Origin of the sequence: Xanthomonas sp. 3058, assembly GCF_014199765.1 — a bacterium.
GTDB classification, from domain to species: Bacteria; Pseudomonadota; Gammaproteobacteria; order Xanthomonadales; family Xanthomonadaceae; genus Xanthomonas; species Xanthomonas campestris_B.
On the sequence record NZ_JACHOF010000026.1, the window covers coordinates 15,303 to 39,916 of the forward strand.

Here is a 24,614-nt window from a genome sequence, read left to right on the forward strand (position 1 = left end):
CGATGTTGCGCCCGTGTCCGCTCCCGATCGCCGCACCGGCCCATTGCCGGACACTGCCGCCAGCCTGGCAACCGATGCACCGGCAACCGATGCGCCCGCCAGCGGGCGTATCCGGTTTGCGTTGTTCCTGGCCGGTTTTGCCACCTTCTCGCTGCTGTACAGCGTGCAGCCGGTGCTGCCGGAATTCGCGCGCGCCTTCAACGTGGACGCAGCCACCGCCTCGCTGCCGTTGTCGCTGGCCACCGGTGCGCTGGCACTGGCGATCTTCTGCGCTGGCGCAGTGTCGGAAAACCTCGGCCGGCGCGGGCTGATGTTCGTCTCGATCGCAATCGCGGCGGTGCTCAACCTGATCGCCGCGTTCCTGCCGCACTGGGGCGCCCTGGTCGTGGTGCGCACCTTGTCCGGCATCGCGCTGGGCGGGGTGCCGGCGGTGGCGATGGTGTATCTGGGCGAAGAATTGCCGGCCAACAAGATGGGCGCGGCCACCGGCTTGTACGTGGCCGGCAATGCGTTCGGCGGCATGAGCGGGCGCATCGTGATGAGCGTGCTGACCGACCACTACGATTGGCGCACCGCATTGGCGGTGTTGAGCGTGTTCGACCTGCTGTGTGCGCTGGCGTTCTTCTGGTTGCTGCCGCCGTCGCGCAACTTCGTGCGTCGGCACGGCATCAATCTGCGCTTCCATCTGCGCGCCTGGGCCGGGCATCTGCGCGATCGTAATCTGCCGTTTCTGTTCGCGCTGCCGTTCCTGTTGATGGGCGTGTTCGTGTGCCTGTACAACTACGCCGGTTTTCGCCTGGGCGGGCCGGAATTCGGCTTGAGCCAGAGCCAGATCGGCATGATCTTCAGCGCCTATGTGTTCGGCATCGTCAGTTCGTCGGTGGCCGGTGCGGCGTCGGACCGGTTCGGGCGCGGGCCGGTGGTCACGACCGGCATCGGGTTGTGCGTGCTCGGCGTGGCGCTGACCTTGGCGCATGCGCTGGCATTGGTGGTGGCCGGCATCGTGTTGTTGACGATCGGGTTCTTCATCGCGCATTCGGCCGCCAGCGCGTGGGTGAGCCGGCTCGGTGGCGCGCATCGCAGCCATGCCGCGTCGCTGTATCTGCTGGCGTATTACGCCGGCTCCAGCGTGATCGGCGCGCTCGGCGGCTGGTTCTGGCAACACGGCGGCTGGGGCGCGTTGGTCGGCATGTGCCTGACGCTGTTGATACTGGCCTTTGCGGCGGCGTACGTGCTGCGCCAACGTGCCGACGATGCACGTCCCTATGGCCGGTTTGCGCCGCATCCTGCGCGAGGCGAATGATGCAGATCGACCGACTCGATCATCTGGTACTGACCGTGTCCGACCTGGACGCCCCCTGCAATTTCTACGCGCGCGTGCTTGGCATGCAGGTAGTTACCTTCGGCGAAGGCCGCCGCGCGTTGGCGTTCGGCCAGCAGAAGAGCAATCTGCATGCGGCCGGCCGCGAGTTCGAACCCAAAGCGCAGCGACCCACGCCCGGCCCGGCAATCGCGGTTGTGCACGCGACGCACCGGTGACCACCGAGCCGACGCTGGCGCGTGCACGGCAGCTGTTGCCGTGGGCCCAGACCGTGCTGTATCCCAGCGCCGGGCACGCCCATTTGTTGGAAGACAGCGGGCGCTTCGATCAGGATCTGCTGCGCTTTGTCGCGCAGGTCAATGCGGTCCACTGAGGCCACGTGATGCCACACCCGGTTTCTTGCGCGGTCCGCTGCGCCGTCGTGCCGACAGGCGCAGCATCGGTTGGCCGACGCGCACGTCGGCACGCCGATCGCTGCGCACCGCTGTCGCCAAGGTCGGTCACACGGTCGGCGACGTGCCGGCAGGCGCAGATCCGGTCGCCGGGTCGTACTGCGGATGGCTCGGGTCCATGCTGCGCGGCAGCGTCGATTTGCCCGGATGCAGCGCGCTTTCGCGCCATGCGCGCACCAGCAGATCGCGCAACATCGCCGCGCCGTCGCCGGCGGTGAGATAGACCATCGCGCGGCCATCGGTGCTGGAGGCATCGTCGAAGGCGCCGGCTTTTTCCAGGCGATACACCTGTTCGACGCGGCCGGTGCCGATGGCGAGAAAGCCCAGGATCTGCTCGAACACATCGCCCTGCTGATGCGCCAGGGCCGGCATGCGGGTCAGCAGGTCTTGGGGAGTCAGCGCAATGTTCTCGACGTAGTCGCTCTCGAACTTGCCATGCACCTTCGGGTCGGTGCTGTAGCCGTTCGGGTTTGGCCCCTGCCAGCCATCGTGGTGGATGCTGTCGTGCTGCGGCTGCGCGCCATCGCCGATGTAGTGCGCAAACCAGCTGACGTAGAACGCGCAGATACGTTCCAGTTCGCGGGTGTCCTGGCCCTTGGCGCGCAACGTGCGCAGTTGCCGCATGGTGGCGACGATGCGTTCGTACCCCTCGGTGGCTGCGTACGGCAAGGTGCCGGCCCAGCGCACGTTCATGCGCTCGGCCAGTTGCGGGTCGCGCCTGGCGATGCGTCGCTGCTCGTCGTACAGCGCCAGCACGAAGGCGTAGCGCGAGCGCGGCGGGTGCTGCATGAAGGCGAACTGCTCGCGGAACCAGCCATGGTTGGGGTCTTCTTCGATCTTGAGAAACGGCTCGCTTTCGCTGCGCCATCCGTCCGGCAATGTGGCACCGTCGGCAATCACTTGTACGTACTGCTTGAGGAAGACCGGGCCATCGTCGGGCAGGGCCTGCACGGCGGCGCTGTCGATGGCGGCATGCGCGCGCTGGCCCCAGGCGGCGGCATCGCCGGAACACACCGCGGCTGCGAGCAGTAGCGCATAGGCAAGACGGGAAGGCGTCATCGGAATCCTTTGTGGCCTGCAGCGGGTGCGCCACGCTGCAGGCGATGCATCGAGAAAGGCCGCGCGCCGACACCGGACGATGCGGCGCATCAACGTCGGCGTACTCAGAAGTGGTAAGTCACCACCAGCCGCGAATTGCGCTCGTAGATCGGGCGGCCGTAGATCGGCTCGCGCGTGCCCTGGCCGGAGATGGTGTCGGTGCGTGGGTTGCCTTCGGTCAGCGCAAACGTGTTGGTCAGATTGTCCACCGACAGCTGCACATCCCACGGCCCGCTGCGTACCAGAACGTTCGCCGCAAGCGTGTCGTAGGCGGCCAGCTCGGTGGTGTTTTCCAGGTCGGCGTAGCGCTTGCCCACATAGGCGTAGCGCAACGAGGTTTCCCAATCGAGCTTGCCGGTGGTGAAGAACACCGTCGGCCCCGCATTGCCGTACACCTTTGGCTGGCGGTTGGGCATGTTGCCGTCCACATCGACCACCGCCACTGCACCGTTGGCCACCACTTCGGTCAGATCGGACACCTTGGTGTCGTTGTAAGTCAGGTTCGCATCGAAACGCAGCCATTGCGCTGGTGTCCACACCGCCGCCAGTTCGATGCCGGGGTTGGTGACGCTGCCGCGGTAGTCCTTGGATTCGGCCGCGCCGGTTTGCGGGTTCACCGCGCTGGTGCCGATGTTGTACGGGTCGTACTTGGTGTAGAAGGCGGTGGCGAACACGTCCAGGGTGTCGAAGTTGAGCTTGGTGCCGAGCTCGAACTGGTCGGCGGTGGGGATGTTGACGTTGCCTTCGTTGGCGCCTTCGCTGGGCGCGCGGTGCGCCCGCGAGGCGCGGCCGTAGAGGCCGACCGTCGGGTTGATGTCGTAGTTGAAACCGGCCGTCCAGTTGGTCACGCCCACGTCCAGCGCGGTGTGTGCGCGGGCACCGGTGAACAGGCGCGCGGCATCGTCGGCCAGGGTGTCGGCCATGCCCAGGTTGCCGGTGCTGCGCGCCATGCTCCAGGCGCGATAGCGGTAGCGCTCGTGACGCACGCCGCCTTCCAGGCGCAGCTTGTCGGTCACCTGCCAGGTGTCGGCGATGTAAGGCGCCAGCATGCTGGTGTAGGCCTTGCCCTGGGTGCGGTCGGCGCCGTAGATCACCACGCCGTCCTTGGTCACCCCGCCGACCACGTTGCCGGCCGCGTCGTAGCCGAGCAGGTCGATGGTGCGCGGGTTCTGGCGCATCTCGAACAGATAGCTCTGGTAACGCGAATTGTAGGAGCGCGCGTAATAGGCACCGTAGATGCCCAACGTGATGTCATGGGTGTCGCCGCCCCAATCGAAGCTGCGGTGCAGGCGCAGATCGTCGGCGAACGAATCGGCGCGCACGTTCATGGCGCGGTACTGGCCCTGGATCACCAGGCCATCGGTGCTGGCCGGATCAAAGCGGCTGCCGTCGTCGGTGTAGACGTAGCCCAGCGACGCCAGGCCGGGAAACGCGGCGCTGGCGGCAGCGCGGCGGCTATTGGCATACGCGTTGGCATCCTGCGGCGCATTGCTGGAATACAGCGCGTCGAAGGTCATGTCCAGGCGATTGACGATGGCCTTGTTCGACAGGCTCCAGCCGTTGTCGAAGGCCATATCCAGGTTGGCGCCCAGATGGTTGAACTTCATGTGGCGGCCATCGGACAGGTCGCGCAGCTCGCGTTGCGGTGCGCCGTCGGCATCGCTGGACACGATGCTGGCGCGTTTGAGTTGCGCGGTGCTCAAGGTGCCGGTGAAGCGGTCGATCAACGGGTCCAGCGAGCGCGTGGTGTCGCGCGGGTCGTACAGCGGGATCGGCATGTAGAACGCGTTCTTGTCGTCCAGATGCTTGGCGGTGAAGGTGATCTTGCCGTGGTCCAGCGTGTGCGTGAGGTTCATGCGGAACTGCCCGCCCTCGTCGGCCGGGAAGCCCACATCGCGGTAGCCGTCGTTGCGGCGCACGAAGCCGCCGGCGGCCAGATACCAATCCTGCGCCAGCTTGCCCGACCAGTAGCCATCGAGCCGGTACAGCCCGGTGTCGCCCACGGTGGTGCGCACCGCGCCTTCGGGCGTGTCGCCACCCTGGCGGGTGACGAAATTGACGATGGCCGCCGCATTGGAGGCAAAGATCGGCGACGGCCCGCCGCGCACGGTTTCCACCGATTCGACCATCAGGTCCGGGCGCACCAGGCCTTCGGTCTTGTAGAAATAGCCGTTGTTGTCCGGGTAGGGGCTGATGCCGTCTTCCTGGATCACCGCAAACGCGCCTTCGTCGGGAATGCCGCGAATGCGGTAGACGTTCTGCACTTCGCCGCCAGTGGATTCGGCATAGATGCCTGGCATGGAGCCGATCAGGCTGGCGAGGTTGAGCGGGGCCAGCTTGTCGATCTGCTCGGCGGTCAGCGCGGTGATCGCATACGAGGCGTCGAACTGGTTCTGGGCCTGGCCGGCACCGGTGACGATCATGCGGTCCAGCGAGAAGATGCCGTCCTCGCTCTTGCGCGTGGCCGGCGTGGAGGGCGCGCCGGTTTCCTGCGCGAATGCGGGGGTGGCCAGGGCCATGGCCAGCACGAGGGCGAGTGGGCGACGCGACACGGCACGACGCACTCCGGAGCGCGTCCGGAGGTGTGTGTAGGGCATGGCGAGTTGGGGGCAGCGGGGGAGCTGCCCACTGTCGCGGCGCGATGTTTCCAGCACGTTGCGTGTGCGCCGGATCACACAAAATCGGCGATCCGGCGCCTCAATCTGTGATGCGAACCCCGTTTTTAGGCGGCCGGGCCTGCTTGGTGCCCGCCGCGACGCACCTGGGACTGTCGATACCGATGCGCCCGGGCGCGCCATCACGCACCTCGTCAGGCGGACTACAGCGTGTAGTTCGCCATCAGCGTCAGGTTGCTGTAGCCGCCGGTGCCGCCGATCACGCGGATGAAGTAGCTGTCGGTGGCCGGCACTGCGAGCTGGACGCTCTGGGTGGTGCCGGGTCGTGTCGAGCTGTAGTCGGCATCGCTGCCGTTGGCGCTGGGCGCGCGGGTGGCGCGCACGTACAGCTTGACCTGACCACGGCCGGACAGCGTGCGGAGCTGCAGGTTGCGTGCATTGGCCGGCACGTCCAGCCGGTACAGCGGGCCTTCGCCGGCGGCGGCGCTTACGGCGGTGACGGTCGCGCCACGGCTGAGCAACACCGCCTGGTCCTCGCCGCCGCCGCTGGTGACGCCGGCCGCGCGCGCCACGGCGGCATTGGCATTGAGAATGCCGGCACCGATGCGCAGCGTGGGCTTGACCGGAAAGGGGATCGAGGTCTGGGTCAGAATCTCGCGCAGTTTGGCCGGTGTCGGCACCGGCAGGTGGTGCGCGATCGCTGCGCTGATGGCCAGCGCCGCGACGCCGGCCACGTGGGGCGAGGCCATCGAGGTGCCGGAGTAGCCGGCATAGCTGGGCTCGCCGGGTCCGTGGGTGCCCCGATTGAGGCTGGACCAGACCAGCCCGGTGCGTACTGCGGTGCCGCTCGCGGCGTCGTCCGGGTACACGCCGCCGCCCGGGGCCGCCAGGGTTACGCTGTTGCCGTAGCTGGAATAGAACGCACGCTTGCCGGTGATGCCGGTGGCCGCCACGTTGAGCACGCCGGGGCAACTGGCAGGTGTGGAGTTGGCCGCATCGACACCGTCGTTGCCGGCGGCCACCACCACGGTGGTGCCGCGCGCGATCGCCGCTGCAATGGCCTGGGCGGTGATGGTGTCGCTGCTGCAGATGCCGGAGCCGCCCAGGCTCATATTGATGACCTCGGCCGGATTGGGATTGTCCGGCACGCCGGCGACACTGCCGCCGGAGGCCCAGACAATGGCGTCGGCGATGTCGGCGGTGGTGCCGCCGCAATGGCCCAGCGCGCGGATCGGCAGGATCCGGGCCTTGGGCGCGATGCCCACCATGCCGACATTGTTGTTGCTCAGCAGCGCAATGGTGCCGGCCACGTGGGTACCGTGCCAGGAACTGTCGGACTGCTGGCCTGGCCGCGCGCAGCCGCCATTGCTGGCCAGGTACTTGTCGTCGCTGGTCCAGTCGCCGGTGTCCCAGCCGCCGGCCACCCGGCCATCGGTGGCGCGACCGGAGATCAGGGCGTTGCTGGTGAAGTCGTAGCCGGCATCGGCCAGCGACAGGTCCAGATCCGGGTGCCGGGTGATGCCGGTGTCGATCACCGCCACCACGATGCCGTCGCCATCGCCGTACTGCCAGGCCGGCAGCAGATCGATACCGCCGTGGTTGGCATAGCTGGCGGTGTCCGGTGCCAGCGTTTCCAGATGACCATCGGGCGCACGCAGATGCCATTGCACTTCGAAGCCCGGGTCGTTCGGCGTCGCCACTGCGCTGACGGTGGCTTTGGCGGTACTGCGGATCGGCTGCAGCAGCAGGTTGGGTTCGACGTGCGCCACCGACGGATCGGCTTTCAGGGCCTGCATCACGCTGTCGAGCTGGGCATCGCTGAGGCGACGGTTGGGACGCACCAGGTCGGCGCCGATCGCCAGCCGGCGCACCCGCTGCAGGTTGGGCGCGCTCTGGCGGTAATGGCTGGACCACTGCGTGCGGGTGGCGGGCGCGGCCATGATGGTGCTTAGCCGGGTGGCCGCTGCGTTGGCGTCGCCGCGTTCGGTGCTGCCGTCGCGGTAGGTGACGATCAGGCCGTCGTAAAGACGCGATTGGGTGCCAGTGGTGAGTACCGACAATGACGGGGGCGCCGATTGCGCATCGGCGGCGGGCAGCGCCAGGCTCAGCGACAACGCCAGCAGCGTCGGTGCGAGAAACGAACGAGAGGTCGACATGAGGAGGTCTCTGGAAGAAGTCGATGGGAGCAGGCAGGCGAGGGCGGGCAGACGGCTCACCAGCTGAAGCCGGCGCCGGCCGACACACTTTTTTCGTTGCCGGCGAATGCGCCGCCGATGGACACGCTGGCGCGGTTGCCGAGTACACGCTGATAGCCGACCGCCAGCGCGCTTTCGCCGCCCTGCGAGCCGACGCCGACGCCGACCCGGTTGGCGCCGGACAGGCCGGCGGTGTTGGTCGCCATGCCGGCATACGCACCGCTGATCGCGCCCATGCGGTCGATACGCTGGTCCAGGTGATGGAAGCGGCGGTCGGTGTCGTCGCGCAATGCGCTCAGGTTGGTGTCCCAGCTGTCGATGCGGTTGTCGGTATAGGCGTTGGCAGTGGCCACCGACGCGGCGTCTGCGGCCTGCATCTGCTGCACGTTCACCGCATCGGTCGCGGCCGTGCCGGCGGCGACGTTGACCACCTGGCGCTCCGCGCCGGCACTGCCCACCGACACCGTATTGGCGCGGTTGGCCACGGCAGCGCGGCCCAGCGCCACCGCGTTGTCGGCGGTCACCGTCGCGCCCTGGCCGATGGCGGTTCCCGAGGCGGCGCTGACGCTGGCGCTTTCGCCCAGCGCCACCGCATTGGTGGCGGTGGCGGTGATGCTGGTGTTGGCGCCCACGGCGGTGCTGCCGTCGGCATTGACGCGGGCATTGGCGCCCAGTGCGGTGTCGTTGGGGCCGTAGGCCAGCGCGCGGGTTCCCACGGCCATGCCGTTTTCGCCATTGGCGGTGGCATTGGAGCCGATCGCCACCGCGTTGGTGCCGACGCCGATCTGCGCATCGCCGCCGCCGCCCACCGCGATCGTCCCGCCGCTTGCGCCGGTGTGGTCCACCCCGTCCAGTGCCTGGTCCAGGGCGGTCATCGCCGCGCCGACGCTGGCGTAGCTGGTGCCCTGGATCACATAGGTGCCGCCGACCAGCACACCGTTGTCGAGCACCGAGCCGGCGCCGAGCGCGGTGGCGATGCTCTGCAACTGCGAGACGTTGACCGCATCGGTGGCCGCAGTGCCGGCCGCCACATGGGTCAGCTGGCGCTCGGCGCCTTGGCTGCCGAACGCCACACTGTTGGCGCGCTCGGCGGAGGAACCGGCGCCCAGCGCGACGCTGTTGGACGCCAGCGCCGACGCGTTGAACCCCACTGCCAACGTGGTGTCGCCCAACGCGGTGGCGCCACTGCCCAGCGCCGCCGCACCGCTGCCGTTGGCGCTGGCGATCGATCCCAGCGCCAGCGCGTAATCGCCCTCGGCGAATGCGCTGTCGCCGAGGGACACGCTGCTAAGGCTGGCGGCGATGGCGTGCGCACCGATGGCGATGCTCATTTCGGCATCGGCATGGCTATCGAAGCCCAGTGCGGTGCCGTAGTCCGACAGCGACCATGCACCCGAACCGACGGTGGTGCTGCCGAGGCCATTGGCTTGTGCGGGAATGCTGGCGTTGCTGGCGCCGATGGCCACGCTTTGTTGCCCGGCGGCCGAGGCGGCATCGCCGATGGCGATACCGCCATCGCCGGCGGCGGCGGCACCGTAGCCGATGGCGACGCTGAAGAAGCCCGATGCCGAACTGAAAGCGCCCTGGCTGATCGCGCCGATGTTGCTGGCGCTGGCCGCATAGCCGGAGGCCAGTGACTGCTCGGCATCGGCAACGGCGAAACTGCCCAACGCGGTGGCGTACTGCCCACGGGCAGTGGTCGAGTTGCCGACAGCCACCGCACTGCCGCCGCTGGCCTCGGACGCCCAGCCCAGGGCGGCGGACGTGGCGCCGCTGGCCTGCGCGTAGGTGCCCACCGCCAGGGCACCGAAGCCGGTGCTGGTGGCGCCCTGTGCATCGGAAAAGCCGCTGCCGAAAAAGCTGCCGCCGATGGCGATGGACGAGATGCCGCTGGCCAGCGCGCCGTCGCCCATGGCGATGGCGGCATCCGCCGATGCAGTGCTGTGGTGGCCAACCGCCACCGAGAATCCACCGCTCGCATCGGCGCGCGCGCCCATCGCCACCGCGCGCTGTCCGGCGGCGGCGGCACTGTCGCTGCCGTCGTTGAGCCCTTCGGCCTGGAAGTAGTGTTCGGCCGCCTGCCCCGACAGCGGCATCGCGTTGTCGGTGGACGCCTGGGCGTCGGTCGACTCGGTGGAGTCGGTTGGCGCGGTTGCGGTGGTGTCGTCGGCGGGTGCTGCAGACGGTAACGCAGATGCAGACGTCGGGGTCGTCTGTGCAAACGCGGCCCCGCTGGCCAGGGCCAGCAACAGGCCGGTGGTCAACAGGCTGTAAGACAACTGCGGAAAGATGCGAACGGCAAGGCGCGAGCGTGGCGCCGGCAGCAGACGTGACGAAGACATAGGGGATACCTGGGCAGATGCGTCGGGGGATTTATCCCCGATTAAGTCAGCCGGGTTTTCGTCGATCAATGCGCGAAGACTTCTGCGTGTCTCACGCTAGACTCACCGCATGCGACTGCCGGGGCACCTTGTTCGACTGTGGCCACTAGGCTGGCTACGGCGCCGCTGGCGCAGTGCGGCGGTGTGGTTGCGACGGGTGCCGCTGCGCGACCCGGTGGATCTGCGCAACGCACCGGCGCTGCAGCTGTTGCTGCTGTATCTGGGCGTGGAAATTCCGCTCAACAAGCTGTACATCCTGCTCAACGCCAGGCTGCAGATGAGCGCCGTGCAGCTGGCGGTGGACCTGGGCACCGATGCGGCAATCACCCTGGCGGCCTGGTACGGCATCTGGCGCATTCGCCAGGGCGCGCTGAAGCCGGCGATCGGCCTCTTCATCGCGGTGGTGCTGTGCTCGTCGGTGAGCGCCAATCTGGCCTTCGGGTATCAGCTGCAGGCCTTCGATCCGTTCCCGATGCTGTTGCTGACGCTGGCGGCGCTGGTGATCGGGCGGCGCGCGCTGTGGCGTGTCTATGCGTGCATCGCGCTGGTGTTTCTGCTGGGCATGGCCAGTCCGTGGGGGCGCAACCCGCAGGACGGGCAGCGCCCGTTTCAGAACCTGCCCTCGCTGGTGATGAGCTACCTGATGGTCACTCTGGTGCTGGACCGTACCGTGACCGCGCTGCGCGAAAGCCTGCATCGCGCGCGACGGACCGCGGCGCGCCTGCAGGTAGAAATCCGTGAGCGCGAACAGGCGCAGCAACGGGTACTGCATCTGCAGAAGATCGAATCGGTGGGCCATCTGGCCAGTGGCGTGTCGCACGACTTCAACAATATCCTCGGCGCGATCCTGGGCTATGCCGAGCAGCGTCATCGTCTGTACGAACTGGACTTCGATCCGCCGCGCGATGCGGTGGCGATGGCGCAGGCGCTGGAGGGTATCGCCCTGGCCGCGCAGCGCGGCACCACCATCAGCCGCAAACTGCTGAGCTTCAGCCGGCGCGACCTGGCCATGCCGACCGGCTTCGATGCGGCAGATGCGGTGCAGGCGATTGCACCGATGCTGGCCCAGTTGCTCGGCGCGCAGGTGCAATTGCGGCTGCACGCCTGCGCAGAGCCGGTGCCGGTGTTTCTGGATCGCAGTCAGTTCGAGCTGGTCATGCTCAACTTCGCCGCCAACGCACGCGACGCCATGCCCGGCGGCGGCACGTTCACCGTGCAGGTGGCGCGGCAGCACGCCACGGTCTGCATCGCCCTGGCCGATACCGGCCACGGCATGCCGGCGGAGGTGCTGGCGCAGGTCTTCGAGCCGTTCTTCACCACCAAGCCGGTCGGCAAGGGCACCGGTCTGGGCCTGGCGGTGGCGCACGAGCTGGCGCTGCACGCCGGCGGGGTGCTCAGCGTGGACAGCGTGCCCGGCGCCGGCACGCAGTTCGTCATGCGTCTGCCGTTGGTGCCTGCATCTGCGGCATGAGCAGGTAACCGGCGCCGCGCACCGACGTCAGCGGCAGCGCCACTCCGCTGCGTTCGAGCACCTTCTGTCGCAACCGGTGCAGCAGCGCGTCCAGCCGATGCGGATCGACTTCCATGCCCAGGCTCCCGCCGAGCGTGGTCAGCAGCGCGCTGCGGGTGACCAGCCGCCCGGACGACTGCCACAGGCATTGCACCACCAGGCGTTCGGAGCCGGTCAGCGGCACGGCGCTGCCATCCGGGGCGAACAGGCACCAACCGTCGTCCTGCAACTGCCAGGTAGCGTGGGCGCTACGGGTAGGCTCGACCGATGTGCTGGCCGGCCCTCGCGTCAGCCGCCGTGCCACGCTGAACAACGTGGCAGCCAGCATCTCGATCTCCACCGGCTTGACCAGGTACGCATCCGCGCCCTGGCTCAGGCCGCGCAGCCGGTCGGGTTGGTCGCCGCGTCCGCTCAGGATCACGATGCCCAGCGCCGGGCGCATCGCCTGCAACTGCTGGGTCAAGGTAAAGCCATCGCCATCGGGCAGGCCGATATCCAGCACGATCAACTCGACGCTGGTGGTCTGCAACAACGCATGCAACGCGCCGATGGTGCGCAACGGCATCACCTCGAAACCGTGGCGTTGCAGTCCTGGCAGCAGCACGCGCTCGCGCAGCACGTCGTCGTCTTCCAGCAACGCCACCCGCAACGCCGCCCGCGCGGAGCGGACCGGGAAAACATCGTCCGGGCGAGAGGGGTTGCTCACGATGTGAATAACGGATGCATGTCGGCGTTCCGATGTAACGCGTTGCGCGGGTGGTCGCGCATGGTGCGTCGCACGCGACATGGATTCGCTTCTGCGACAACCCGACAGTAGCCAGTTTTCCCGGGGCTTTCAATGCGGTCGAGGCCGCAACACGCAGTACGTTGCCGGCATGCGTGCGATGATCCGGCGCGTTCCCCAGATTGAGGTGTTGCACGCATGTCCGATTCGATGCTCAGCGATTTCGTGCAGCGCCATCGGCGCCTGTTCGTGCTCACTGGCGCCGGTTGCAGCACCGATTCGGGTATCCCCGATTACCGCGATCTGCACGGCGGCTGGAAGCGTCCGCAGCCGGTGACCTTCCAGGCGTTCATGGGCGAGGTGTCCACGCGTCAGCGCTATTGGGCGCGCAGCCTGGTCGGTTGGCCGCGTTTCGGATTGGCGCAGCCCAACGCGACGCATCATGCACTGGCGGCACTGGAAGCACGCGGCCAGCTGGAAGTGCTGCTGACGCAGAACGTGGACCGTCTGCATCAGGCCGCCGGCAGTCAGGCGGTGATCGATCTGCATGGCCGGCTCGATGTGGTGCGTTGCATGGGCTGCGAGCGGCGCATGCCACGCAGCGAATTCCAGCTGTTGCTCGAACAGGCCAACCCCGGCTGGGCTGACCTGGACGCCGCGCAGGCGCCCGACGGCGATGCGGATCTGGACGATGTGGCCTTCGACCGTTTCGTGGTGCCGCCGTGTCCGGTGTGCGGCGGCGTGCTCAAGCCGGATGTGGTGTTCTTCGGCGAGAACGTGCCGCGCGAGCGCGTGGAGCGTGCATTTGCGCATCTGCAGGCGGCCGATGCGGTGTTGGTGGTGGGTTCGTCGTTGATGGTGTATTCGGGTTTCCGTTTTGTGCAGACGGCCGCGCGCAACGGGTTGCCGATTGCCGCACTCAATTTCGGGCGCACCCGCGCCGACGACTTGCTCAGCCTGAAGGTGGAGCAGTCGTGCGCGCAGGCGTTGGCGTTTCTGCATGTGCCACCCGACCCGCCGCGTGCAGGCAGCGTCAACGAGCGCAATGCGCGCTCTGCATGACGCAGTGATCCATCGCAGCGGTTGTGTCCACGCGCGCGGCGCAGTGCAATGGGCGTCCCCGTATCACGTGTGGATGCCCCCTTGAGCCAGTTGTTCTCTCCCATCCGTTTCGGTCCGCTTGCGCTCGCCAACCGGATCGTCATCGCCCCGATGTGCCAGTACTCCGCACAGGACGGGCGCGCCAGCGACTGGCACCGCATCCACCTGGGCACGCTGTCGCAATCCGGCGCAGGGTTGCTGATTCTGGAGGCGGCCGCGGTGCAGCCGCAGGGGCGCATCTCCTACGCCGACCTTGGCTTGTACGACGATGCCACCGAGCAGGCGCTGGGCGAGGTGCTGGACTCGGTCCGGCGTTGGTCGCCGATGCCGATCGGCATTCAACTGGCGCACGCCGGGCGCAAGGCCTCCACCGATCTGCCGTGGAAAGGCGGCGAGGCGATCGCACCGGATCACGCGCATGGCTGGCAGACCGTATCTGCATCGGCGCTGGCGTTCCATGACGGTCAGCCATTACCGCACGCATTGGACGATGCCGGCATCGATGTGGTGGTGCAGGCATTTGTCGACGCGGCACAGCGCGCCGAACGCCTGGGCCTGGACCTGATCGAGCTGCATGCCGCACATGGCTATCTGATGCATCAGTTCCTGTCGCCGCTGAGCAATCGGCGTAGCGATGCGTATGGCGGTTCGCTGGAAAACCGCATGCGGCTGACCCTGCGCATCTTCGACGCGGTGCGTGCGGCGGTGTCCGAGCGCATCGCCATCGGCGTGCGTATCTCCGCCACCGATTGGGTGGAGGGTGGTTGGGATCTCGCACAAAGCATCGTGTTGTCCAAGGCGCTGGATGCACGTGGCGCGCATTACATCCATGTCTCCAGCGGCGGGCTGGATCCGCGCCAGCAGATTCCGGTGCAGGCGGGCTATCAGATTCCGTTTGCGCAGCAGATCAAGGCGCAGGTCGCCACGCCGGTGATCGGCGTGGGACTGATCACCGAGCCGGCGCAGGCCGAGGCGATCGTGCAGGACGGCCAGGCCGATGCAATCGCGCTCGCACGCGGCATCCTGTACGACCCACGCTGGCCGTGGCATGCCGCCGCCGCGCTGGGTGCATCGGTCACGCCGGCCCCGCAATACCTGCGTTGCGAGCCGCGCGAGGCGCGTGGCGTCTTCGCCAGCTGACCCACACCACTGACCTCATACCGAACAAGGACAACGCATGCCGATAGGATTTCTGGGGCTGGGCACGATGGGCCTGCCGATGGCGCACAACCTGCTGCGCGGCGGCTTCGAGGTGAGCGTCTGGAACCGTTCGCCAGAACGCGCGCACCCCTTGCGTGATGCCGGGGCAACGGTGGTGGATGCGGCGGTGGGCGCCGCACACGGCCCGCTGCTGTTCTCGATGCTGGCCGACGACACCGCGGTCCGTCAGACCGTGCTGGATGGCGGCGTCCTGGACGCACTGCCGGCAGGCAGCGTGCACGTCAACATGGCCACCATCTCGGTGGCGCTGGCGCACGAGTTGACCGCACTGCACGCCGAGCGCGGCATCGCCTACGTTGCCGCACCGGTGCTAGGCCGCGTCGACGTGGCCGAGGCCGGCAAGCTCAATATCCTGGCTGCCGGCGACGCTGCCGCGCTGGAGAGGGTACAGCCGATGTTCGATGTGCTGGGTCAAAAGACCTGGCACATCGGCAATGCCCCGGAGCAGGCCAACGCGGTGAAACTGGCGGCCAACTTCTGCCTTGCCAGCGCCATCGGCGCCATGGCCGAGGCCAGCGCGCTGGCGCGCGGGCACGGCGTGGACGCCACCCAGTTCCTGGGCATGCTTACCACCACCTTGTTCGCCGCACCCGCGTACCAGGGCTACGGCAAGCTCATCATGCAGCGCCAATACACACCGGCCGGCTTCACCGCCACGCTGGGGCGCAAGGATGTGGACCTGGCCATCCAGGCCGGCGCCGACAAACAGGTGCCGATGCCCTTGGGCGAATTGCTGCGCGCCCACCTGGACGATGCCATCGCCCACGGCGACGGCAACGCCGACTGGGCCGTGCTGGCCGAGGTGGCGGCGCGGCGGGCAGGGCAGGCCTGATCGCCACGCGCAGGCGCGAGTGCATGGCGCGCTTCGCTTGAAAGCGCAGCGCGGTACGTCTTGCTCACCTCAGCATGCAGCAGACCCTCTAAAATGCTGGCTCGTTACAGCCGCCGCTCCAGGGAGGATGCGATGCGACACCTGCATATCACGCTTGGTTCGACCGAGCGCACACCGCGCGCGCTGACCTGCGCCGGTGGCACACGATGACCGCCGAACCGGTCGTCAACCAGGGCCCGGTGGGTCCGGACCATCCCGAGCACCCGGACCACTATCTGTTCGCGCAGATCCGCGAAGCGGTGGCCGCGCTCGATGCCGAGTTGAACAAATCCACCGACGAGGCCAGCGTCCGCATGGCCGCGCGCCTGCTGCCGCTGGCCAAGCAGCATGGCTTCGACCAGGTGGACTACGTGGTGCTCAGCCGGCACCTCGGCGAGGTGGGCGAAAACGTGTTTCTGGTGCGCGGCGAACTGGCCGACCCCGCGCATCTGCGTGCGCACATCACCACCCAGGAAGCGATGGAAACCTCGGTGGAGACCTCGATGGCGCAACTGGAGGAGATCAATCGTCGGCTGATGCTGCGCCTGCCGCCGCGTTGATCTTCATCGGGAGTGGCATGCGCATCGCGTTTTGCGATGCATGCCACCAGCGCAACACTTGTGATGCGCTGATCGGCCGATTCGTACGCACAGCGGGTACAGTGCCATCACGCGAACCTGCAGTGCAGCTGGCCCAACGGTTGCACCGCGTCGCAGCGTAAAAGTTACCGACGCAAGCACTGCGCCAGCGGTGTCACGCATTGGCTATCATTGCGCCGATGCGCTCCGACTACATTCTCACGCTGTCCTGCCCCGACCGCACCGGTATCGTGTACCGCGTGACCGGGCTGCTGTTCGATCTTGCCTGCAACATCCTCGATGCCCAGCAGTTCGGCGACGACGAAAGCGGCCGCTTCTTCTTGCGCGTGCATTTCGACAAGCCGCCGGCAACCGACATCGCCAGCCTGGAGCAGCAGTTTTCGGTGTTGGCCACCACGTTCCAGATGGAATGGCAGTTGCACGATGCGCGTCGCCGCGCGCGGCTGCTGGTGCTGGTGAGCAAGCAGGGTCATTGCCTCAACGATCTTTTGTTCCGCACCCATAGCCGGCAACTGCCGGTGGATATTGCCGCAGTGGTCTCCAACCACGCCGATTTCGCACCACTTGCCGCGTCCTATGGCATCGATTTCCATCATCTGCCGGTGAGCGCAGACACGCGCGCCGAACAGGAAGCACAGCTGCTCGCCTTGGTCGACGACCTGCGCATCGATCTGGTGGTGCTGGCGCGCTACATGCAGATTCTTTCGCCCGGCCTGTGCCGCGCGTTGGCCGGGCGCGCGATCAATATCCATCACAGCTTCCTGCCCAGCTTCAAGGGTGCGCAGCCGTACCACCAGGCGCACGCGCGCGGCGTCAAGATCATCGGCGCCACCGCGCATTACGTCACCGAGGACCTGGACGAAGGCCCGATCATCGAACAGGACGTCGCCCGCGTGGACCACGCCATGACCCCGCGCGACCTGGTGCGCCTGGGCAGCGACACCGAGTCGCTGGTGCTGGCGCGCGCGGTACGTCGCCATGTCGAACATCGCATCGTGCTCAACGGGCACCGCACGGTGGTGTTTCGCTAGGACAGTGGTTCCTGTGGGCCGCCGCGTGCGGTCAGTCTGCCGTTGCACCGCAGGCACGATGTCCGCCGGTCCCCGTGATTACACGATCAGTACCTGGGCGAACGCGGTCCGAAGACTGTGCCGGCGCTACGCAGCTCGACACCCGACAGGACAAGAGGATGCAACGTGAAGAGAATCCGTCTTGCGACGACTGCCGCGCTTTGCATCTGCGTTCCTCTCTGCAACGCGGCCAAGCGTCCGCAGTCGGCTGACATCTATTTCAGGCCGTTCGAGGCCACCTCGATCATGCGGTTGACCGAACAGTTGATGGTCACCTCTGCCGACAGTACTTTCCACATCACGGACAACGCACGGCTAGCGCGTGTTCGCTCACTGGTCGATCTCCCTTGCCAGCCTTCCACCCACCAGTCCGACGACATGGATCTGCGAGTGCTGATCTACTTCAATGGCAAAGACGGTCGCACTCCGTGGAAGGCATCGAGTATTGACGATTACGATGGGTTCAACGGCAAGATGTGTTCGATGCCACCGACGCTCGCGACCGCGCTGTCCAAGGAATTCACTGGGACATAGAAGTGCAGCATCTCAGGGAGGCAAGGGTGCTTCTGTGCCGCAGCGATAACGATTGACCTAACGCCGATCACCGATAGCGTGTTTCCGGCACGATTTGATTCCACCACCAGCACCGAACGCCGCCATACTCTGGCTCGGCAGGTCGGTAACCAGCGAAAGAGCTGGAGCAAGACAGGCATAACATTGCGTGCCTTGCGGCGGCTATGCATCGGCAGACAACGCAATGGCCGGCGTGATCCAGCCGGCCATTGCACTACCACTCCACCGGACCTCACCTCGCCGCGTTGGCATTCATCACTGCATTGCGGTTGGCATCCAGATACTGCGCCGGATCGCGCATGCCGGTGGTATGGCACTGCCCGGTGGTATGCCCACGATTCACCCCGCCCGGCAACTGCGCGTTGACCTGCTCCACGGTGCCGTCTTCCGGGTCATTCAAGACCAGGTCCGAGGCAGCGTTGCAGTAGTCGTTGGTGTACCAGTTGGTCTTGGCGAACGAGGTGGTGTAGTAGTTGACCTTGGCGCGCGCGTCGGCGGGAATGCCGGCCAGCCAGGCCTTGGCGCCGTCGTAGGTCATGTCGGTGTTGGTACCGCAGCCCACCCCGAACCACGAGCCCACCGCAGCCAGCACGCCCGACAGATTGGTGCCCTGGTACGGCGTCCCCACCGACTGCATCACCCGCCCGCCGCTGGCGTTGTCCAACCCGCTCCAGTAGTACGCATACAGATGCAGTGCGGCCATGCCGCCCTGGCTGTGCGCCACCGTGGAGAACGACGACCACTGGTTGGCGAACTGTGCGATGCGCTGCGCGAACTGGTCATTGCTGCGGTTCTGTTTGGCATCCAGGAACGACGAGGCGTTGGTGAACTGCGCCTGCGGCCACACGCCGTTGGAGCAATACCCGTGCACCAGCACCAGTTGCGAGCCGGCCGCCTGCGGTTGTGCCATTGCATGGGTGCCGGCCAGCGCGGCCGGACGCGGCCCCATGCGCATGCTTTCATCAATCGCACCGGCAGACCGCGCAATGCTGGCACGTCGCAGTGCGGGCAGCTGCAACGGCAGCGTGTCGGCCTGCAGCAGCGGGATATAATGGTCCGGATCTTCGACACGCAGCCCACGCAGCGTGAACGGCGCACGCGCACCGGCACGCGCGATCCAGCGTTCGTCCAGGCTCAATGGCAGTTGTCCTTGCTGCGGCGTCAGCATGCCACCGATCCACGCCACCGGCACCTCCTTGCCCTTGGCATCGGTGCCCCACACCTGCCCGAACACGCGGTAATGCGATGGCGCCTTGCCGCGCGCGGCGACCGGCAAGGCAATGCTGAGCCGTGTGCCGTCGGCAGCGCGTGCGCTCAGTGCGTTGCCGAGCAAACGCAGGGAGGTATCCAGCACCGGCAACACATGCTCGCTGGTGCGCACGAACGCCTGCCCGGCCTGGTCGTGACCGCGCACGATCACCTGCGCGACCCAGGTACCTTCCGTGGTCGGTTGGAACGTACCGCCGTACACGCCATCGCCGGCCGCACCATCGTCGTGTTGCCCGTCATCGACCATCGGCAGCGTGCGGATGCCGCCGTGCGGATCGATCACACGCAGGCTCGCCGTATCGATTCGCCCCGCCTGCGTGGCGAGCAAGGTCGCGCCGCGTGCATCGCTGCCGCTGAGCAGCGCGTTGAGTGTCAACGATTGCCCCACTTGCTGGCGACGATTGCGCGCGTACGCCGCCAACTGCGTGCGCGCATCGCCTTCCATCAACACGTAGCCGCGTTGCACCACCGGCGATGCCGATTGCAGGGTCAGCGACCAGGCGCCGTTCTGCGCGGATTCCACCGCGTAACGCATGCCACTGGTGCCACTCTCAGCCGTGCCCAGCAGGGTCCGTTGTGCCTGCAGTTGCGGTGCCACAGCAGCAGTGCGCGCGCCGGCAATGCGTGGTGCGGTCACTGCCGCATCCCAGGGCTGATCGCCGGCCAGCACCATGAAACGCAGATGGCCGTTTTCCACCGGCAAGGTACCTTGCCAACGTGCGGAGTTACCGGCTGGCGCAAGCTCTACCGGCAGCAAGGCGCTCTTGGACAGGATGGCCGATTCGGCCGGATCGGGCGCACGCATCAGCGCGAACTCCTCCGGTGGCCCAGCCAGTTGTTTGGGCTGCAGCTCGGCAGCGGCCAGCGGCATGGACACCAGCGACAGGGTGCACAGCAATGACAGTAGCGATGGCTTCGGCATGGCGACATCTCTCCTTGGACGTTGCAGAAGCGATGCCGCTGCGCATGGCAACGGCATCGGATGCAGCGCCCCCTCGCCGCGATTCGCCGATGGTTATACCTCGCGCTTGTGACAGGTCTGCTGTGCGCTGCAACACCTCACGCGCGGAAAACAAGCCGACAGAAATGCAGTGCGCAGACTGTGATCCAGCTCGTGGACAGGCGACGTCTCGCGCTTTGCGTGAAGGATAAATTCAAGCTCTGCGGTCGAGCTCGAACTCGCCGCTCGGTGGGTGTCAGTCCACCCCGGGGCGTGCGATGCGGGAGCGGTAGCGCTCCACCCACGCGACCGTCTGTGCGATACCGCCGAAGGGATAGAAGTGCAGGCGGACGTCTCCATGCGCTTCGGTGAGGCCAGTGGCGAGGCGATCCACAAAGCGATCCGGCCCCGCAGTGCCGAACAGCTTGCCGAGCGAGATGCCGTAGGTGGACAGCATCGATGCGCATGCGCCGACGCCGCAGCGTGCGGCATAACGTGCGAGCACCGCCACACCGGCAGGACTAGGCACGCCCACACGCACCGGGTGTTGGATGTCATGCGCGCGCAGCGCGCTCAACCATGTCAGCACGATGTCGGCATCGAACGCGAATTGGGTGACGATCAGCGGCGCCATGCCGCGCTCGGCGATGCTGCGGCACTTGCGTTCCAGCACATCCCATCGATCGGTTGCATGCACGATCGGATGTCCTTCCGGATGCCCCGCCACCGCGATGGTCTGGATGCCCGAACGCTCGAAAACGCCTGTCGCGATCAGCGACAAGCTGTCCGAAAACGGCCCTGCAGGAGACGCAGGATCACCTGCGATCACCAGGCAGCGCGCAACGCCGGCTTCATCGACGGCGCGCCTGACGAAGGCGTGGAGCGCGTCGAGCGAGGCGATGCGGCGCGCGGAAAGATGTGGCATGGGCTCGAAGCCGAGCTTGCGCACCATTCGTGCAGCGGCCAGGCGCGCGTCGTCGTCCTGATTGGGCAGGTAGGGGATGGCAATGGTTGCGCCACGCATGATCCCGGGCGCCGCAGCAGCCAGCCCGGCAATGTCCTTTGCGCTGACCTCCAGCGAATAGGCGTCGGTGATGGTGCTGGCGAGGCTGGGCGTCTCCGGATGAATCAAAGGGCTTGTCGTCCTGTGGGGGTGATTGGGTGGCGCCGCTCCGTCAGCCCTGATCGAGTGGAAACAGTGCCAGGGAGCACAATGAAATCTGGCGGCGTCGCATGACCTGCGGGCACTCAATCGCCCTGTTCTGCATCGCCGTAGAATTTCACCCCCAGTTGAATGCGACGCCGCCCGCTTTCCACGCGGTGCCGATTGGTGTCGCGCAGGGAGTAGACGCAGCCGCAGTATTCCTGCTGATAGAAGTTCTCGCGTTTGCTGATCTCGACCATGCGCGAGGAGCCACCGCCCTTGCGCCAGTTGTACTCCCAGTACATCAGGCCGGGATACCTGGCCGCAGCGCGCACGCCGCAGTCGTTGATCTGCTGCATGTTCTTCCAGCGCGAGATGCCCAGGGAGCTGGTGATCACCGGGAACCCGTGCTCGTGCGCATACAGCGCGGTGCGTTCGAAGCGCATGTCGAAGCACATGGTGCAACGCACGCCGCGCTCGGGTTCGTTCTCCATCCCGCGTGCCCGCTCGAACCAGTTGTCTCGATCGTAGTCTGCATCGACGAAGGGCACGCCGCACTGCTCGGCAAAGCGGATGTTTTCCTCCTTGCGCAGCTCGTATTCTTTGCGCGGATGAATGTTGGGGTTGTAGAAGAAGATGGTGTAGTCGACGCCGGACGCCAGCATCGCCTCCATCACTTCGCCGGAGCACGGCGCGCAGCAGGAATGCAGCAAGACCTTGTCGTGGCCGGCGGGCAGTGGAAGCGGTGTGCGCGTGTCGGTGGTGTCCATCAGTGGGCTCCGGGTGCAGGGGCGTTGCCATTGGCAGGCTGGCGGGCCAGTTCGATGAAGGCGCGCAGGTAGTCGATGGCGATATCCGCCTCGCGTGCGCCCAGGAAGATCTGCTTGGGAATGCCGCGCGCACCCAGCCGTACCGGCACCACGTCCATCCTGGAGGCATATTCCTCCACCAGCCAGCGTGGCATGGCGGCCACGCCGCGGCCACTGGCCACCATCTGCATCATGATGTCGGTGGTTTCGATGGCCTTGTGGCGCCTGGGCGTGACACCGGCCGGCAGCAGGAACTGGCTGTAGATGTCCAGCCGCTCGAGGTCCACCGGATAGCTGATGAGCACTTCCCGCGTCAGTTGCTGCGGCTTGACGTAGGCAGCCGACGCCAGCGCATGGCCCTTGGCCACGACCAGCACCTGCTCGTAGTCGAACACCGGCTCGAACCGCAGCCCGGGCTTGAACAGCGGGTCGGGCGTGACCAGTAGATCGATCTCGTAGCCGAACAGCGCACCGATACCGCCGAACTGGAACTTCTGCTTCACATCCACATCCACATCCGGCCAGGTGGCCAGATAGGGCGACACCAGCTTGAGCAGCCACTGGTAGCAGGGATGGCATTCCATGCCGATGCGCAGCGCGCCGCGTTCGCCCTGCGCGAACTGTCCCAGGCGCTCTTCGGCCAGGTCCAGTTGCGGCAGCACCCGGTTGGCCACCGCCAGCAGATACTGGCCGGCCTGGGTCAGGCGCAGGCTGCGCCCCTCGCGCAGCCAGACGTCGGTGCCCAGCTGCTGCTCCAGCTTTTTCATGCTGTGGCTCAGCGCCGACTGGGTCAGGTTCAACACGCCGGCGGCGGCGGTCAGCGAGCCTTGCTGCTCGACCTGCTGGACGATGGTGAGATGGATGCGCTCAAGCATTCAGATGATCCGAATTCATGGATTGTTGAAATAACACCATTTTACTTCATTGAATGCCAGCCCTAGGATCGGGGTTCGTCGTTTTAGGTCGACCTGCATGACTATCAACCTGCCACACCCACTCCGCGTCGTTGCGGTCTCCGGCGGGATGCAACGCCCTTCCAAGGCCATCGCCCTGGCAGAGCACTTGCTGGCCCTGATCGCCGAGCAAGTCCCGTGCGAGCAACATCTGGTCGAACTCGGGGCGCTGACACCGCAGTTCGCTGGTGCGGTCTGGCGCTCCCAGCTGCCGGCAACGGTGGAGCGGGAACTGATCGCCGTGGAGCAGGCCGACGTGCTGGTGGTGACAACACCGGTCTATCGCGGTTCCTTTACCGGGCTGTTCAAGCACTTCTTCGACTTGATCCATCAGGATGCCTTGATCGACACGCCCGTCCTGTTGGCGGCAACCGGCGGTAGTGAACGCCATGCACTGGTGATCGATCACCAGTTGCGGCCGCTTTTCAGTTTCTTCCAGGCACGCACGCTGCCGCTGGGCGTCTACGCCACCGACCGCGACTTCCTGGACTACCGCGTGCACAACGAGGCACTGGCCGAGCGGGCCAGGCTGGCGGTCCAGCGCGCATTGCCGCTGATCGCATTGACGCGGCAGGCAAGCGCCATCGCCGCAGAAAACGTGGCCGCGGCCTGAGGATCATCCAGTCCACGGTTGCCTGGCAGGCCACCACGCCCCTCGCCGGTCACAGGATCGATCGGCGATTGCTCGCCGATCCAGATTCCCCGCTTCCATCCAGCAGGCATCCAACCCTGCATAGAGCAGTGCGCTCGTCTCTCATTTCGAAACAAGGCGTCAGCTTGCAATGACTCAAGACTTTACCTTCAGCATCAGAAGCCTTCGGTTTGATGAGGACTACCGTCCCTCGGCCAATACGCGCAATACGACGAATTTCGCCAACCTGGCCAGAGGGCAACGTCGTCAGGAAAATTTGCGTAACACGCTTGCGATGATCGACAACCGTTTCAACGACCTGGCACATTGGGATAACCCCAAGCTTGACCGCTACGCTGTCGAACTCGACATCATCTCGGTCGAGATGGACATCGGTGGGAGCGAAAGCAGCGGCGCTTTTCCGTTGATCGAGATATTGAAACCCAACATCCTCGATAAGAGGACCGGTGCGCGCATCGACGGCATTGCAGGGAATAATTTTTCTTCCTATGTGCGCGACTACGATTTCAGCGTGCTGCTGCCAGCGCACAATCAGGACACGTCCGGCTTCAGCATCCCGCAGGATTTCGGCAGCCTGCACGGGAAGCTGTTCAAGCACTTCGTGAACTCCGCTGCTTACACCGCGCAGTTCGCCAAGCCGCCGGTCATCTGCATCAGCGTCTCCAGCAGCAAGGTCTACCATCGAACTGGAAACCAGCATCCGATCCTGGGCATCGAGTACAGGCAGGACGAAGGTTCACTGACCGATCGGTATTTCGAGCAGATGGGCTTGCAGGTGCGCTATTTCATGCCGCCGAACAGCGTCGCCCCGTTGGCGTTTTACTTCCTCGGCGACCTGCTGAGCGACTACACCAATCTTGAGCTGATCGGCACCATCAGCACCATGGAGACGTTCCAGAAGATTTACCGGCCAGAAATCTACAACGCCAATTCCGCTGCGGGTGCCATCTATCAGCCGAGCCTGAAGCACCGGGATTACTCGTCTACCCAGATCGTCTACGACCGCGAAGAGCGCAGTCAGCTCGCCGTGACACAGGGGAAATTCACGGAGGAGCACTTCATCAAACCCTACGGAAACATTCTCGAGCAGTGGGCCTCGAGCCACGCTGTCTAATC

Annotated in this window: 19 protein-coding genes and 2 pseudogenes; 12 read left to right on the forward strand and 9 right to left on the reverse strand. The window is 66.2% G+C overall.

What is annotated here, in order from left to right:
• The first annotated feature begins 13 nt into the window (after positions 1 to 13).
• The 3 genes and pseudogenes from GGR61_RS19400 to GGR61_RS19410 all read left to right on the forward strand — a co-directional run.
• Positions 14 to 1,303, forward strand: a complete 1,290-nt coding sequence (locus GGR61_RS19400) for an MFS transporter (protein WP_184623443.1) — start codon at positions 14 to 16, stop codon at positions 1,301 to 1,303.
• A pseudogene (locus GGR61_RS19405) lies at positions 1,303 to 1,530 on the forward strand (VOC family protein); the annotation flags it as partial. The gene GGR61_RS19400 and the pseudogene GGR61_RS19405, both read left to right, overlap by 1 nt.
• Positions 1,524 to 1,694 (forward strand): annotated as a pseudogene (locus GGR61_RS19410) (alpha/beta hydrolase); the annotation flags it as partial. The pseudogenes GGR61_RS19405 and GGR61_RS19410, both read left to right, overlap by 7 nt.
• A 127-nt stretch (positions 1,695 to 1,821) precedes the next feature.
• On the opposite strand, the gene GGR61_RS19415 reads toward GGR61_RS19410, so the two are convergent.
• From GGR61_RS19415 to GGR61_RS19430, 4 genes are all read right to left on the reverse strand, one after another.
• Complete coding sequence (locus GGR61_RS19415) at positions 1,822 to 2,832, reverse strand: nuclease (RefSeq protein WP_184623447.1); 1,011 nt, start codon at positions 2,830 to 2,832, stop codon at positions 1,822 to 1,824.
• 104 nt (positions 2,833 to 2,936) lie between these two features.
• Positions 2,937 to 5,390 (reverse strand): TonB-dependent receptor, encoded by a 2,454-nt coding sequence (locus GGR61_RS19420; protein WP_260289043.1) that lies wholly within the window; start codon positions 5,388 to 5,390, stop codon positions 2,937 to 2,939.
• Between the two features lie 299 nt (positions 5,391 to 5,689).
• Complete coding sequence (locus GGR61_RS19425; protein ID WP_184623451.1) at positions 5,690 to 7,642, reverse strand: S8 family serine peptidase; 1,953 nt, start codon at positions 7,640 to 7,642, stop codon at positions 5,690 to 5,692.
• Positions 7,643 to 7,698: 56 nt separating this feature from the next.
• Positions 7,699 to 10,023: a YadA-like family protein gene (locus GGR61_RS19430; protein ID WP_184623453.1), complete on the reverse strand. Its 2,325-nt coding sequence runs from the start codon at positions 10,021 to 10,023 to the stop codon at positions 7,699 to 7,701.
• A gap of 181 nt (positions 10,024 to 10,204) precedes the next feature.
• Here GGR61_RS19430 and GGR61_RS19435 point away from each other — a divergent pair, with 181 nt between their 5' ends.
• The gene (locus GGR61_RS19435; protein ID WP_326520644.1) at positions 10,205 to 11,533 is read left to right on the forward strand and encodes an ATP-binding protein; all 1,329 of its coding nucleotides are present in this window, start codon (positions 10,205 to 10,207) and stop codon (positions 11,531 to 11,533) included.
• On the opposite strand, the gene GGR61_RS19440 is transcribed toward GGR61_RS19435, so the two are convergent.
• The gene (locus GGR61_RS19440; RefSeq protein WP_326520273.1) at positions 11,496 to 12,278 is read right to left on the reverse strand and encodes a response regulator transcription factor; all 783 of its coding nucleotides are present in this window, start codon (positions 12,276 to 12,278) and stop codon (positions 11,496 to 11,498) included. The two genes, GGR61_RS19435 and GGR61_RS19440, sit on opposite strands and share 38 nt — an antisense overlap.
• 216 nt (positions 12,279 to 12,494) lie before the next feature.
• Between GGR61_RS19440 and GGR61_RS19445 the strand changes: the two genes are divergently transcribed.
• The 6 genes from GGR61_RS19445 (at position 12,495) to GGR61_RS19470 (ending at position 17,692) form a co-directional block, all read left to right on the forward strand.
• Positions 12,495 to 13,358: an NAD-dependent protein deacetylase gene (locus GGR61_RS19445; protein WP_184623455.1), complete on the forward strand. Its 864-nt coding sequence runs from the start codon at positions 12,495 to 12,497 to the stop codon at positions 13,356 to 13,358.
• A 48-nt stretch (positions 13,359 to 13,406) separates the two neighbouring features.
• Positions 13,407 to 14,537 carry an NADH:flavin oxidoreductase/NADH oxidase gene (locus tag GGR61_RS19450; protein ID WP_184623457.1) on the forward strand — a complete coding sequence of 377 codons (1,131 nt, stop codon included), beginning with the start codon at positions 13,407 to 13,409 and terminating at the stop codon, positions 14,535 to 14,537.
• Between the two features lie 37 nt (positions 14,538 to 14,574).
• Entirely contained in the window at positions 14,575 to 15,450 is an 876-nt protein-coding gene (locus tag GGR61_RS19455; RefSeq protein WP_184623459.1) for an NAD(P)-dependent oxidoreductase, read from the forward strand.
• A 206-nt stretch (positions 15,451 to 15,656) separates the two neighbouring features.
• Complete coding sequence (locus tag GGR61_RS19460) at positions 15,657 to 16,049, forward strand: XVIPCD domain-containing protein (RefSeq protein WP_184623460.1); 393 nt, start codon at positions 15,657 to 15,659, stop codon at positions 16,047 to 16,049.
• A 218-nt stretch (positions 16,050 to 16,267) separates the two neighbouring features.
• Positions 16,268 to 17,119 carry a formyltetrahydrofolate deformylase gene (purU, locus tag GGR61_RS19465; protein WP_184409358.1) on the forward strand — a complete coding sequence of 284 codons (852 nt, stop codon included), beginning with the start codon at positions 16,268 to 16,270 and terminating at the stop codon, positions 17,117 to 17,119.
• 165 nt (positions 17,120 to 17,284) lie between these two features.
• The gene (locus GGR61_RS19470) at positions 17,285 to 17,692 is read left to right on the forward strand and encodes a hypothetical protein (protein ID WP_184623462.1); all 408 of its coding nucleotides are present in this window, start codon (positions 17,285 to 17,287) and stop codon (positions 17,690 to 17,692) included.
• A gap of 271 nt (positions 17,693 to 17,963) precedes the next feature.
• Here the strand turns inward: GGR61_RS19470 and GGR61_RS19475 are convergent, their stop codons facing one another.
• From GGR61_RS19475 to GGR61_RS19490, 4 genes are all read right to left on the reverse strand, one after another.
• Positions 17,964 to 19,922 (reverse strand): choice-of-anchor X domain-containing protein, encoded by a 1,959-nt coding sequence (locus GGR61_RS19475; RefSeq protein WP_184623464.1) that lies wholly within the window; start codon positions 19,920 to 19,922, stop codon positions 17,964 to 17,966.
• 274 nt (positions 19,923 to 20,196) lie between these two features.
• Entirely contained in the window at positions 20,197 to 21,072 is an 876-nt protein-coding gene (locus tag GGR61_RS19480) for a methylenetetrahydrofolate reductase (protein ID WP_184623501.1), read from the reverse strand.
• Between the two features lie 116 nt (positions 21,073 to 21,188).
• A complete protein-coding gene (locus tag GGR61_RS19485) occupies positions 21,189 to 21,854 on the reverse strand; it encodes an epoxyqueuosine reductase QueH (RefSeq protein ID WP_184409325.1) in 666 nt (221 codons plus the stop codon).
• On the reverse strand, positions 21,854 to 22,768 hold the full coding sequence (locus GGR61_RS19490; RefSeq protein ID WP_184409324.1) for a LysR family transcriptional regulator: 915 nt from the start codon (positions 22,766 to 22,768) through the stop codon (positions 21,854 to 21,856). The genes GGR61_RS19485 and GGR61_RS19490 overlap by 1 nt, the downstream gene beginning before the upstream one ends.
• 103 nt (positions 22,769 to 22,871) lie before the next feature.
• On the opposite strand from GGR61_RS19490, the gene msuE reads away from it, so the two are divergent.
• A complete protein-coding gene (gene msuE, locus GGR61_RS19495; protein WP_184623503.1) occupies positions 22,872 to 23,459 on the forward strand; it encodes an FMN reductase in 588 nt (195 codons plus the stop codon).
• A gap of 169 nt (positions 23,460 to 23,628) precedes the next feature.
• Entirely contained in the window at positions 23,629 to 24,612 is a 984-nt protein-coding gene (locus tag GGR61_RS19500; protein WP_184623466.1) for a DUF1852 domain-containing protein, read from the forward strand.
• The last annotated feature ends 2 nt before the right edge of the window (positions 24,613 to 24,614 follow it).

Coding starts and splice junctions, on each gene's coding strand:
- GGR61_RS19415 (WP_184623447.1), bottom strand. CDS start 2,832: ATGACGCCTTCCCGTCTTGCCTATGCGCTACTGCTCGCAGCCGCGGTG.
- GGR61_RS19420 (WP_260289043.1), bottom strand. CDS start 5,390: ATGGCCCTGGCCACCCCCGCATTCGCGCAGGAAACCGGCGCGCCCTCC.
- GGR61_RS19425 (WP_184623451.1), bottom strand. CDS start 7,642: ATGTCGACCTCTCGTTCGTTTCTCGCACCGACGCTGCTGGCGTTGTCG.
- GGR61_RS19430 (WP_184623453.1), bottom strand. CDS start 10,023: ATGTCTTCGTCACGTCTGCTGCCGGCGCCACGCTCGCGCCTTGCCGTT.
- GGR61_RS19445 (WP_184623455.1), top strand. CDS start 12,495: ATGTCCGATTCGATGCTCAGCGATTTCGTGCAGCGCCATCGGCGCCTG.
- GGR61_RS19450 (WP_184623457.1), top strand. CDS start 13,407: ATGGGCGTCCCCGTATCACGTGTGGATGCCCCCTTGAGCCAGTTGTTC.
- GGR61_RS19455 (WP_184623459.1), top strand. CDS start 14,575: ATGCCGATAGGATTTCTGGGGCTGGGCACGATGGGCCTGCCGATGGCG.
- GGR61_RS19460 (WP_184623460.1), top strand. CDS start 15,657: ATGACCGCCGAACCGGTCGTCAACCAGGGCCCGGTGGGTCCGGACCAT.
- purU (WP_184409358.1), top strand. CDS start 16,268: ATGCGCTCCGACTACATTCTCACGCTGTCCTGCCCCGACCGCACCGGT.
- GGR61_RS19475 (WP_184623464.1), bottom strand. CDS start 19,922: ATGCCGAAGCCATCGCTACTGTCATTGCTGTGCACCCTGTCGCTGGTG.
- GGR61_RS19485 (WP_184409325.1), bottom strand. CDS start 21,854: ATGGACACCACCGACACGCGCACACCGCTTCCACTGCCCGCCGGCCAC.
- GGR61_RS19490 (WP_184409324.1), bottom strand. CDS start 22,768: ATGCTTGAGCGCATCCATCTCACCATCGTCCAGCAGGTCGAGCAGCAA.
- GGR61_RS19500 (WP_184623466.1), top strand. CDS start 23,629: ATGACTCAAGACTTTACCTTCAGCATCAGAAGCCTTCGGTTTGATGAG.